Below are 13139 nucleotides of genomic sequence, written 5' to 3'. Positions count from 1 at the left end.
ACATTTTGCGTTATATATACGCAAATATACATGAGTTATTTTACCTGCAAAATAATTTTGCGTATTTTTTACACAAACTTTATTTCAAAGTGCATTCCCTCGTTAATTAACTGATTATATTTCTGCTGGTTAAAGCGATATAATTTACCCGGACGCCCATTTTTTTTATCTGAAATTTTATTGGTTTCCTCAACAAAACCAAAGCTTAATACCTTTTTACGGAAGTTTCGCCTGTCTATTTCTTTTTCTAAAATGGTGCAGTACAGGTTTTCAAGATCTGAAAAAGCAAAATACTCTGGCAGCAGGCCAAACCCCACGGGCTGGTAACCCAGTTTTGCCTTTAGCCGTTGCAGTGCCATGGTTACAATGGCGTTATGGTCAAAAGCCAGTGCGGGTACCTCTCCTACTGCGCACCACTGCACATTTTCGGCATCGGTATCGGCCTTAATATGGGTTTCGGCCGGGTCTATAAGCGCAAAATAGGCTACAGAAATTACCCTGTTGCGCGAATCGCGGTATATGTCGTCTCCAAAAGTATACAGCTGCTCAAGGTATTTTATGGTTACATTGGTTTCTTCCATCAGCTCGCGCCTAACAGCATTGCTAAGCGGCTCATTATCTTTTACAAGGCCACCCGGCAGCGCCCAGTAGGGGTCCTGCCCGCTGAATTTTTGCTGGATGAGCAGTACATACAACTGCCCCTCGTTATAGCCAAATACAACGGCATCTACCGCTATTTTTATATTTTGGATCATGGAATAAAACTTAACCTTACAACAAAAATACTACTTACAGGCATATTTATAGAGCATGATATAAAAAAAGCAGGGCTGCCTACCGGCAGCCCTGCTAAAAACTAAATACTAAAGCTTATTTTACTTTAAGTAGTTTGTAAGTACCTGTAGCATCACCAATTTTTAGCTTGATGATAAGTACCTGCTCGCCTACAATATTAGTAAGGTCAAGCGCTATATCCTGGCTTCCGCCAATGGTTTGGATGTTTTTCTTTTCTGAAACTATCCTTCCAAGGATATCATATACTTCAAGTGAAACATTTTCGCCTGCCACATTGGTTGTTACTGAAATAGTTACCTTACCTGTTGTAGGGTTAGGGTATACTTTTACAGTGCCTTCGGCAATTGGGTTATCAATACCCGTTGTAGTTTCAACAAGTATATATTCCGCTTTGCTTTCCTGGCTGTTACCTGCCACGTTGTTAGTAACAAGGGTAACATCATAAGTACCGGCCGTGTTATACGTAACAACCGGGTTTTGCTCTGTTGAAGTAGCCGGTGTACCGCCTTCAAACGTCCACTGCCATGCGGTAGGGTTGTTTGTGGTAAGGTCAGTAAACGTTACCTGCTGGCCTGTGTTAACCGTTACCTGGCTGGCAACAAAGTCAGTATCAGGAGCCTGTGCACCAAGGAACTGGCTTAGTGAGAACACTACCGATGCAGATGAGTTAAACGTTACGTTTCCAAAAGTAGCATCCTGCTGGGCAGTGTTGCCTCCGCTTGGGTGCTGTACAGAGAAGAAACCATACTTAAAGTCTGGCGTAAAGGTAAGGCCTGTAGGCTCAGATCCTGCCGGCATAGAGGCAAATATCTTAACGTTAGGCGCATCCTGCCTGTGGTCTGGAGCAATAACCCAAATATAGTTACGGCCACCATCCTGGCACACCCACATATTACCTTTATCATCAAACACAAGGTTGTCGTTACCATCGGCCCAAGCCTCAGTTACCGTACCACCTTCGGTTTCTATAGGGTAGCTCATACCACCCACAAACACTTCAAATTCGCTTACGGTTTCGCCGTCGTCTTTAAAGCGGTAAACACGGTTTTTACCTTTAGAAGTAAAGTAAACTTTACCATCAGGACCTATTTCGCAGTCTTCAACACCGTTAAAGTTAGTACCACCAAGGGTAGCGGCTAACGAGTTAAGGTTGTTACGGTCTGTTTGTGTAGTGTTAGGCACCTGTACCCATGTAGCTGTAGATGAGCTTGGCTCGTCTGACGAAAGGGCAAGGTCCATTTTAAGTACATACACCGCACCAGAATAAAGCTGTCCAGGTGTTGTAGGTACAAATTTGTACACACAATGTGTACCACCGTCTTCGCCATAGTAAGCAGCAGTACCGTCTTGCGTAACCACCACGTTTTCGTGGTTCATACGGCCCATAGCCCATAGTTTTTCCTGCTTGCCGTTGCCATATTCCATTACTTCGGCAGTTGCAGGGTCTATTTCTACAAGCCAGCCTACATCCTGGTAGCCATCGCCATTGGCATCGCCACCATCTGTAGCTTCTTCAGCTGTAACAATTGTACCCCAAGGTGTAGTACCACCACTACAGTTCCTGTTAGTAGTTACAAGGTCGGCATTATAAAGGTCTACCTGCCTTGACTGGTCTATAACCCAAAGGCTGTTGTTTTCCTCATCAAGGTGAATGTTAAGCATGCTTACACCACCCGGGTTGTTTTCGTGGTTAACCGAAAGGTAACCTGTTTCGCTGCTGCCTTCTACCGGCACATAAGCAGTATAGTCATGGTTACCCGGCACTGTGTTAGTACCTTCGGTATAGTTACTGCCTTCTTTAAATATCTGTTGGAAGCGGTGCGCCGTAGATATTAATAGCTGAGGCGTTTGGCCTGTTGGGTTGATTGAAGTAAAGCAAGATATGTGTGGAGCATCGCACTCTACGCTTAGGTCTTGCGCGTTCTTTACATACAGGTCATACTTAAGGTCTGAACTTGAACCGTCGCGGTTGTGTATTTCTACCGCAATCCTGTTAACGCCCTCTACAAACATGGTTTTAGGTACAAAGTGTACAAAATACCTGTTTTCATCAGCTCCGTCTACAACTGTAGATGAATGTGTCTGGTAGTTAACATCGCCTTCAGGAAGGTTTTCCCTGAATGCTTCAACACCGTTTACATATACAATAGCACCGTCATCGCGCTTAAGGCCAAACTCTACCATATCGGTCATATCAGCCAGCTCAACATCTACGTTTCTGTAGAAGTAAGACGTAATGTATTTGTTAGATGCATCTGCACCATAGCTAATTACAGTATTTACAGGGTCGCCATAACCAAGCGGCGCTTTACCTGAAAGCCATCCCGGAGTATAAGTAGCCACACCCCACTCTACATCATCAAGGCTTGTACCGTTATCAAGGTAATGCCAATCGTTGTCTTTTGGTATTGGGTAAGTTGTAACTTCAAGTTCCGGCGGAAGACCCCTAAGCTGCATATCAAAACTAAGGTCTGAACTGTTAGCAGCGCCCTGGTGAAGCTCTACTGCAATTACGTTTTCACCATCCTGCAGCATATTTTCGGTAATAACCTCTATATAAGTAGTTTCATCTATACCACCTATTTGAGAAGAAGCATACGTGTTGTAAGTAATATCGCCTTCAGGCATGTTGTTGCGGAATGCTTCAACACCGTTTACATATACTACAACACCATCATCCCTAAGTACATCAAATATTAGCGAACCATATTCTGATGCATCTTCTACGTTAAACGTATGCCTTAGATAAGTGGTTGGGTACTTGTTCTGAGCATCTGTACCATAGCTAAGCAACGTACTTTCGTTGCCATCGCCATAGCCAAGGATACCGTTACCAAAATACCAGTTGCTGTCGTCAAAATCAGCTTCTTTCCACTCTGTACCCAGGTTCTGGCCAAGGTCGTTAAACTTCCAAAGGCTTTGCGGCGCCATAGGGAAACCGGCTACAGGATAAGTAGTATCGGTTAACCATGCAAGGTATACAGGCTCATCGTTAAACGTTATTTGAGAGAACGTTACAATGTTGTTTTGCTTAGTACCGGTTGCAATAACGTTATAAGTACCTTGCGGGTTGCCCTGTATAAGGTAGTATTCGTTAGCCAGTACATTTACATCATACAGGTTGCTGAAAATTTTGGTTAGGTCTGCCTTTACCACACCGCTTTCTATGAATAGCGATTCAAATTTCCAACGGCTGTTAAGGTATTTCTTATCAGCATTATCTGTATTAGGAAGCTCAAGTATCTCTGTACCTGCTTCTTTACCTACAACAACGTTATTATCTGTAGATGCAATAACATCTGCCAGGTATAAACCGTTGCGGGTATCGTTCATCAGGCTCCAGTTACCCGCTACTTTTGTGCGGAAATCTGCCTCCATATCCCTTACAGGGTCTGTAGCCGGTATAATGCTTGCAGCAGTATACGCTACTTCTACAGCCGTGCTGCCACTGTTTACAAGGTAGCCGCTGTTGTCCTGGTTAAAGGTATAGTTGTATGGCAGGTTTTCTGTACCCTGAGGTATTGTAAGGTACATATCCCTACGGATTTCTTCCTGCGTTTTAGCCACAGTCCATATACGGAATTCATCTATATCACTTTGTGTAGGTGCATTGTTTGCAATGTTCCTGCCAAAGGCCAGGTTGTTTGTACATGGGGCGAAAGTACCTACAGGTGTACTATCCATAAGTTCACCGTTGATGTAGAATTTAAACTCTCCGTTTGGCACGAAAGTTACCGCAACGTGGTTCCACTCGTTGTGCGACCACACGTGTGTAGAGTTTAGCGAGTTCCAGCCACCACCTGCACCCTGGCCGGTAATGGTTTGAAGTGTTTGGTTGCCCAGGAATTCAAGCTCCCAGCCAAAGTTACCACCACCAAAGTTTGTAAATCCTACAAGCTTGGTATTACCGCCGGCTGTAGCCGTAAGACGGCCCCAAAGCTCTATAGTAAACGGACCCGAAAGTGCTTCGTTTACGCCTTCTTTTGGTATGGTTACCTGGTGGCCCTGTGCAAGGCTAAGGGCACCACCCTGTTCACCAATTACAGCGTCAATATCAGTTTCAAACGCAAGGTAGTAGTTACCCAGGTCAAGCGCTACGTTTTCAAAGTTTACAAACAGGCCTTCGGCAGTACCTGTAGCCACAACTTCGTAGTTGCTGGCAGGATCGCCTTTTAGTAGTAGGTATTCCTGTACGGTAGCGTTAGTTTGCTCAGGGTTTGCAAATACTTCTGCAAGGCTTACCTGCAGGTTGGCATTGTCAATACCAAGGGCATTTAGGTGCCAGCCACCGGCAAGGTATGATGTATCTTCTACATCGCCAAGCGGCATAATGTTAGTGTTGTTGTTACTGCCTATAACCACGTTTTGCACATAGCTGTTTATTACCGTAGAAAGGTAAAGGCCATTAGCGGTTTCGTTAGTTACACTCCAGTTACCGGTTACCTCATTAGGGAAAGCCGGGTCTACTTCAGCCACAGGGCTTGTAGAATCTATTATAGAAGCGCTGGTATAGGTAATGTCTCCATTAACACCCGTGTTGTCTATAGTACCGTTATCGTCCTGGTTAAAGGTAAAGTTATAGATAAGGTTTTCGTTACCCTCTTCTATAATGGTGTGCATACCGGCTACAATCTGTTCTTGCGTGCGTGCTACATTCCAGATACGGAATTCATCCATAATAGAAGTAGTCTGGCTGTTGTAGTTAAGGCTCCTGCCCAGTGCAAAGTTCCAGTTTGTGTTAGCAGCATAAGCAGCATAATCTGCCGTTGCCTTAAGCTCGCCGTTTACATATAGCTTAATATTCTGGCCCGGTGCTGCAGTAAGTGCAATGTGGTTCCACTCGCCTATGTTTAGTGCGCTGCCCGAGTTAATGCTAAGCCAGTTGGCCGTATTGTTACCAAATGTTGCCGAAACAGAGTTGTTATCAGGCATTTCAAGTGTAAAGCCCCTTGTAAGGTTGTTTACCCTGCCGTGGCTTGATACAAGCGGTTGGTTGTTACCCGGGTCCTGGGTTACATTTACCCAAAACTCTACGGTAAAGTTACCTTCGGCTACAGCGTTCATATCAGCATACGGAATCTGTACCTGGTGGCCACCGGCAAGCGATAGTGCACCGCCACGGCCTGCTGTAAAGTCGCTGTTAGTCCATGCTACGTTATACGTGCCTTCTGCAAGGTTAGTGTTGTAGAAAGTAGCATTTTGTCCGTCGTAGTTACCTTGTGCAACTACTGCAAATTCGCCTTCTGCCTCTTCTTTTATAAGGAAGAATTCAGATGCCGTGTCGTTTACGGTATCAAAATCAGGAATAGCCTCAGCCAGGTTGATTTTAACTGTAGCAAAAGGGTTGTTTACAGGGTCTATCCTCCAGCCACCGGTTACATAGCTCATTTCTTCATTACCAGGTACGGCAGCAACCGTAGCTTCGTTATGCTTACCTACCACAATGTTACTGCTGTAGTTTGTAATTGCATCAGGGAAACTAAGGCCTGCATTGATAATGTTGTTGTTTTTGCTCCACTTGCCGGTTACAACATCGCGATATGTAGCATCAAGCGCACTAACCGGAGATGTAGCAGGTGCAAAAAGGCCACCGCTAAGGGTAATATCAGTATCGGCTGCAAGGTCTTCCATTGCAGTTACCTCTTCTTCCTCAGTGTTGTAGTTGTAGTAGTGGGCAAGGCCTTCTTCATCCCCGTTAAGGGTTATGTGCATACCCTGCTGAATTTGCTCAAGGGTACGGGCTGTACTCCAGATACGTACTTCATCCATTTCGGCATGTATACCACCTGAATAGGCAGGGCTTTTACCAAAGCCAAGGCCCCACGAGTTAGGTATATATTCACCAAAAGGAATTTCTGTTACCTGTGCACCGTTAATAATGTACTTAATTGTACCGTTTTTAGTAGCACTAACGGCTACGTGGTTCCATTCACCCACGTTCCAGGCACTACCCTGCTCGCTTATTGTGCTCCAGCCTGAAGTATTGTTACCAATAACCACGTTTAGCTTGTTGCTGTCAGGATATTCAAAAGATATACCTGTAGTGTTATTGTTTATACGGCCGTTGCTGGCAAATATCTTGTAGTTAGAACCCGGGTCGCCGTTAAGCTTAGCCCAGAACTCAATTGTAAAATCGTTAGCAAGCGCTGTGTTTACTGCATCGCCCGGAACAGCCATGTTAGGCGCACCGCTCATTTTAAGTACACCACCACGTGTAGACTGTACATCGGCATCGTTAAGGATTTCCATATCCGATATGATCCTGCCATAAAGGGTAACGTTATCTATAAGGCCAACAAAATGCTTGTTCTGGAAGTTATTGCCTATTTTTACATCAGCTGTAGAAGCTGTAGGGCTAAGCACGTTATTCCAAGACTGGATAAGGAAACCATTGTAGTATAAAGACAGTTTCCTTCTTACGTTGTCATACTTCCAAACTACATGGCTCCATGCGTTAGGCAATATGCTGTACTGGCTTGTGTAGGTTACGTTAGCACCGTGGTTAGTAAACGTTAGTTTACCCGTACCATCAATACCCATGCTTACACCACTGCCGTTTGCACCGTTACTTAAAATAGTAGCTCCACTTGCAGGAATGTTATCAGGGTTTATCCAGGTTACAAGGCTAAAAGGCCTGTCGTGCAGGTTAAGCGCAAGGCCAGCCGGTGCAGTAAGGTTTGTAGCTGTTGTTACGTGTATAGCACCGTTAGCATCGCCTTCACGGCCTTCGGCAAACGTATAGCCGGTAGCGGTTAGCGCATGCTCATATTCAGATGCATCGGCCACATCATTGTTTATGCCAAGCGATAGCTTAAGGGCATCGCTGTTTTGGCTGGTAAGCATATCTTCGTGAATGATTTCCTCAAAGTATGGGTTACCGTCAAGGCCTACATACTGTACTTTCATCCTGCGGTCGTCTTCTTCGCCGTAAACCGATACCTTAAGGTAGGTTTGCTTAACGCCCGTAAGCACATAATCAGAGTTGTAGTTAACGTTTACAACACCGTTACCCACATCTGAATTAAGGTTGCCCGAAAGCACATCATACAGCGGGTATTTTACATCGCCCTCGCGAATCATGAATTTTTGCTCATGAACATCGGCACTTAGCGATATAACACCGTTTATGTTGTTATCCTGAATGTACTGTATAACTTCGTTACCCTGTACTGTGTTACAAAAGTTACGGCCACCACAGTTGCGCTCAAAAGACGGCGTACCGTTTATAAGCACTTTAAAGGTAGCGGTAGAGTTTAAAAGGCCTGCCTTAAGCCATGCCAGCTGATCAGGGCCCAGGTGCTGGTGTGTACCATCTCGGTAGCTACGGTTGTCCAGCAAAAAGTACTCTACATCTTTATATACATAAGACGAGTAAAGCCCCGGCCCTTCGGGTGTATCTAAATATTCCGGGTTAGGCCACCAGTCTTTAAAAATATCACGCATTTCACCCAGGGTTGGCATGTTTTTGTCAAACTCGTTTGGCCCTGTGTCGTGGTTATCAGTAATAGCCAACTGCGGCATTGCCGAAATAAGCTGGTCATGATACTGACGGTAAAACAGGTAACGGTCAAACGCCATATCCTTATTAGCCCAGTCGTCTACACCATCAGGGCACTGGCCCATGGCGTGCTGAAGTCCCAACAGGTATACGGCATCGCCCAGCCATATCATCATATCGCTGTCTTCCTGCGCCATAACGTTAAAAATTTCGGGGTCGCCGTTAAAGTGGAATTCAGACTCCGGCAGGTCTATACAACGGGTAAGGTCGTAAATCCTGGCGCAGCCGCCCGAAAGGAAAGAGAAATCGCCAAGTGTGTTTTGGCTGTTAACAATACTTGATGTGCGGCCGCTGGGCTGGCCGTTTACAAGCACATTTGCGGTGTAGGTTACACCTTCTGCCAGGCCGGTGTACTCAAACGAACGCAGGCTGTAGCCAAGGCGGTCATCTGTGTTGTGCACCGTTCCGGTTAAATACGTTGCAGGGGCGTTACTCCCTGACAGGCCCACACTAAGTGTGTTGCCAGAGCCTGTGTCGTTCTTGGTTAGTACCCATACGCGCACCGAGTTGTTATACACGGGGCTCATCATAGGACCATGAACGATGGAATCTCCGGGTATGGACGTTTGCGCCTTAGCACCAAACGACAAACCCAGAGAAACCAACAAGCCAAAAAGCAAGTTGTTTTTCATCTGGTTGTGATGTTTTAAAGTAATTAAATTGAAAATCGTGTCGCAAAAGTATGTTTATGGCATACCGGGAGGCTTATGCAAATGCTTATGTTTGTTTTAAGCAAATATGAACACGTGTGAGAAAAATCTATCAAAACAGGGTGTTTTGTGATATTTAGAAAAACGATATTTCTTAACAAATTAGATTTTTGATAGCATAATTCACAATTACACACTTACACATCACAACGAAAACGTTAACATTAAAAATAATCTGAAACAATCTGCCAAAAACACATTATTAACCGTCAGTTAATTTTAAAGTACTTATTAAGGTGCAGTTAAATGGCTCTTAACATTAACGCTGAGAAAATGCAGCGTTATTTATATACCGCAATATTGCTGTTTAAAGAAGCAATAAAAGCAATAAGCGCTTTCTTCTCTTTTTTGGTAAGATTCAGGGCATCAGGGGCCAAAGTCTGGTTGTAAACTTCATAGTCAAAGCCCATACCGGCAGCACCGCCTTTATCATAAAAGTCAATAACCTCTTCCAGGGTTTTGTAAGCCCCATTATGAAAATATGGTGCTGTAAGTGCAGCATTGCGCACTGTAGTGGTTTTAAACGAACGGCGATAAATATCCAGCTTATCATCTGTTACCCCGTTAGCATAACGCCCGGCATCATCATCGGGCATGCCATTTGTAGCGCTGTTTAAAACCCCCAGAACTTCAGTTTCGTTTTCTTCAAATAACGGCGGCACAAGCCCGTTAAACAACGGAATGTAATGGCAGGTAGCACAGGCTGCCTTACCGGCAAACAGGTTAAAGCCGTCTTTTACTTCTTTAGATATTGAAGCGCTTTCACCACGTATGTACTTATCAAAATCGCTGTCAAAGCCCCTTAATGATAGTACATAAGATGACAACGCCTGCGCAAAATTATAGCGGGTTACCTTTTGGCCTTTGCCAAAAACGGCTTCAAACGCCTTACTATAATCGGTATCTGCGTTAAGCTGGTTTACTATGGTTTCAAAACTGGTGTTAAACTCCATGTGGTTTTCTACCACGTGCTCTGCCTGCTCTTCAAGGTCATAAGCCCTCAAATCATAAAAATACCTATCTGAAAACACTGCATTTATAAGTGTAGGTGCATTGCGCAATACATTCTTACCTTTAACTGATGATGCCGAAGTAGCCAAACCATCGGTAAATGCCAGCTCCGGCTTATGGCAGGTGGCGCAGCTCATGGTGCCGCTGCTGCTTAACAGTGGTTCATAAAACAGTTTTTTACCCAATTCCCTGAGTTCTTTGCTGTCTTTATCTTCCGGAAGCATGGTATAGAAATACGGGTTAAGGAAATCCTCATCAAAAATATTGGTGCTTTTGGCATTCCAGGCCGGTACCTTGCCCCACCTTTCAGCAGATGAGGGTAAATGCAGTTCCTGTTGTAACGCTCCCAGCATTTTGTATAATGGGTTTATGTGGTCAGTTATAAACGCAAGCCTGTCGAAACGATCGAAATTATTGTTCTTATTAACGTAGGCCACGGCTTTGGCAAACTGTTGCTCAATATTTTGTTTTGTTTGGTTACCCGCCTGGCTTAGTAAAGGCTGTAGGGTTACAGCTATTGATTGTAAGGCTTCGGCGGCTTCAGGCATTGCGTTAAGCGACCCCGGCGTGTCAAATCCGGTAACCCCCATACTTAAAATACGCACCAGCTCCATACGGGCGGCTTCCACAATTTCGAAGTCATAGAAAAAGTTGCGCTTTTCAAGGGCTATTTGTATGGCAGGCAGGGCATCATCAAGGCGGGTGCAAAGTGCAATGAGTTTGTCTGAAGGTATTTCGCCACTAAAAACAAGCTCGTCTATAGTCTGCAGGCCTTCGGGCTCTATTACGCGCCTTTCGCCTTTGTAGTGTTCAATATCTAAATAATCAAGCGGCAGGTCTTTGCTGTATTCCTGCGGGGTAATGCCATAGTAGTTTTGGTCATTATACTTTTCATCAACAGGAAAAGGGTCGGCGTGCATAAGCGGCGCACCGTTAAGATAGGCCTTGCAATGCTTAGGATAATAATATTCTATTACCATCTCGTTCTTTTTGTAGGCCAGCCTGGTTTTTGCAACCTGGTTTTGCAGGGCTTTCAGGTTACCGTCTTTTTCAAACCCAAGCGCTATTTTTTTAAGCAGGGCGGTTTCAGTCTTGAGTGCTGTAATATTGGCTATAATCTGTTGCCTGTAGTCGCTTTCATAATAGTTGCTTATGGTAGTATTATTGAGGGTTTTAAAGCTTACAAAAACAGCAATAAAAAATAAGGGGATATAAAAAAGGGGTTTCATGTACAGTAATTATTGAGGCTACACTTTTGTATGCACAATGCATAAAAATTAGCGGCTGTAAATGTAACCCCTGCAAAAAAGGGCGGTATTATGGCAGGGTTAAGTAAAAGTCAAAAAAAGATTACACCTTTTGTTTGGCGGCAACCTTGCGGGCAATAACCGTTGCAATAGGCTCATCGTTAATATGACCTTCCAGCCACGAAAGCAGGTCAAGGTACAAAAAGGCGCGGCGCTCAAACGGATGGTTTTCAAACTGACTGAGAATGCCGTGAAACCTCCTAAACTCGTCTTTAAGCTGTAGCGGAGATATTTGCGGCAGGCTGCCCAAAAACGCCATCAATGCCTTTTGCACCTCGTGCAGGTGGTTCATTTTACTCAAAAACACACGGGTAGACTTTATAAGCGCTTCCAGCCTGTAGTCCTGCCCGGCCTCATAGTGTGCGGCAAGGTTGAGTATCATGGTAAAGCACACCAAATCCTCCCGAAGCTGGGTTGACTTGTTATCCATTATCTTTTTAAGGAAGTATATGCACTTGTCATACTTCCTGTCGCCAAAGTAAAGGCACGCCATTTTATAATACAGTATCATAATATGGTGGTCGTCTACCTTATCCCTGTAGCGTTCAATCTTTTTATTTATGGTATCCAGCAGTTCATCACCATTGGTGTACTCAGCTTTCATAAAGCGCAGGTTGAGCTTGTTTGAATATACATACAAGAAGGACAGCACCATAATATTGTCGTCCTCAGGGATATCGGTGCTCGCTAAAATGGCTTCAAAATTATCGAGCGCTGCCTCAAACTGCTTTGTCCGGTTAAGATAAAACAACGATTCCAGCACATAGTGGTTGCCCTTAATATAAAACACGGGGTGCACGGCTATTAAGTGCGGGGCCTTATCAAACAGCGCCACCCACCTGCTGGCATATTTATAGCATGATACAAAATCCTGTATTATAAAGCTGTACCACACATAGGCCTGGCAGTGCCAAAGTTTTTCCCTAAAGCCGAAGCGCTGCTCATCATACGGTGGCAGGTTGGCAAAAAAGTGGGCAGATACCTCTTCTTTCTCCTGTGGTGTGCGCACATAACCGTTTTTTAAAAACAGGTTGTACAGGTGCAGCGTAAGGTTAGAAAGCACGTTTGCCACGCTGTTAAGGTGCGAAAGCTCGTTGGCCTGTTCGATAAGCAAATCGGCACGGTTGGGGCGGCTGCGGGTTATGTATTGCGATTCTATAATCTTCTCAAGGTCTACAATTTCATAGCCGGTTATTTTTTCTTCATACAGCAGCGCCAGTGATTTTATCTTGTCCAGCACCTTAAGGCTTTGCTGGTACAGGCCCTTGCGGTACAGTATCATGGCAAAATCAAGCTGTTCCCTTATTTGCAGGGGCACACTGCGCACCGCCGGGTTTAGCCTCAGGCTGGTGAGTATCTGGGTGTACAGGTGCGATTTAATGTTAGACAGCTGCTGCTTGGTAATATCGGTACTGTTAAGTATGGCGGCCTCATCATACTTCGCTTGTGCGCAAAGTATTTTAAAGAGGCTTATAAACTTACTCTCACTGTTTACCGCTACCCTACCTGCATATACGGTAAACTGCCGCTTTTCAGAAGCAGTAAGCGATTTAACCAGTGCAAAAAGGTTATCGGTAAGTTCGTTATTGTTCTTAATCATGGCAGGCGGTCATTCAACCCCGAAATGTAGTTCTTTTTTTCGATTTATGCCACAGCCTGCCCTACGAATTATTATTAGTCATTAAGGTTAAGCATCGTAAGAAAAAAGAATTTAAAACACTAATAATCAAATAACTAAATAAAATATTTCAGGCCAGG

At 44.5% G+C, this 13139-nt stretch carries 4 protein-coding genes; all 4 read right to left on the bottom strand.

The window, feature by feature from the left end; translation table 11 throughout:
• Nucleotides 1-68: 68 nt before the first annotated feature.
• The 4 genes from AM279_RS01715 to AM279_RS01700 all read right to left on the bottom strand — a co-directional run bounded on the left by AM279_RS01715 (nucleotide 69) and on the right by AM279_RS01700 (nucleotide 12981).
• Nucleotides 69-755 carry an NUDIX hydrolase gene (locus AM279_RS01715; protein ID WP_054405947.1) on the bottom strand — a complete coding sequence of 229 codons (687 nt, stop codon included), beginning with the start codon at nucleotides 753-755 and terminating at the stop codon, nucleotides 69-71.
• Between the two features lie 115 nt (nucleotides 756-870).
• On the bottom strand, nucleotides 871-8985 hold the full coding sequence (locus tag AM279_RS01710) for a LamG-like jellyroll fold domain-containing protein (protein WP_082344161.1): 8115 nt from the start codon (nucleotides 8983-8985) through the stop codon (nucleotides 871-873).
• A gap of 359 nt (nucleotides 8986-9344) precedes the next feature.
• A complete protein-coding gene (locus AM279_RS01705; RefSeq protein ID WP_054405945.1) occupies nucleotides 9345-11303 on the bottom strand; it encodes a cytochrome-c peroxidase in 1959 nt (652 codons plus the stop codon).
• A gap of 121 nt (nucleotides 11304-11424) precedes the next feature.
• Nucleotides 11425-12981 (bottom strand): hypothetical protein, encoded by a 1557-nt coding sequence (locus AM279_RS01700; RefSeq protein WP_054405944.1) that lies wholly within the window; start codon nucleotides 12979-12981, stop codon nucleotides 11425-11427.
• Nucleotides 12982-13139 lie beyond the last annotated feature (158 nt).

This window comes from Flavobacterium akiainvivens, from assembly GCF_001278115.1.
Taxonomy (GTDB): domain Bacteria; phylum Bacteroidota; class Bacteroidia; order Flavobacteriales; family Flavobacteriaceae; genus Flavobacterium; species Flavobacterium akiainvivens.
Note: the sequence above shows the minus strand (reverse complement) of the source record. Positions and strands in the feature narration are given on the sequence as shown.

What these genes read in the sequence shown, in the direction of transcription:
- AM279_RS01715 (WP_054405947.1), bottom strand. Translation starts at nt 755, where the DNA reads ATGATCCAAAATATAAAAATAGCGGTAGATGCCGTTGTATTTGGCTAT.
- AM279_RS01700 (WP_054405944.1), bottom strand. Translation starts at nt 12,981, where the DNA reads ATGATTAAGAACAATAACGAACTTACCGATAACCTTTTTGCACTGGTT.
- AM279_RS01705 (WP_054405945.1), bottom strand. Translation starts at nt 11,303, where the DNA reads ATGAAACCCCTTTTTTATATCCCCTTATTTTTTATTGCTGTTTTTGTA.
- AM279_RS01710 (WP_082344161.1), bottom strand. Translation starts at nt 8,985, where the DNA reads ATGAAAAACAACTTGCTTTTTGGCTTGTTGGTTTCTCTGGGTTTGTCG.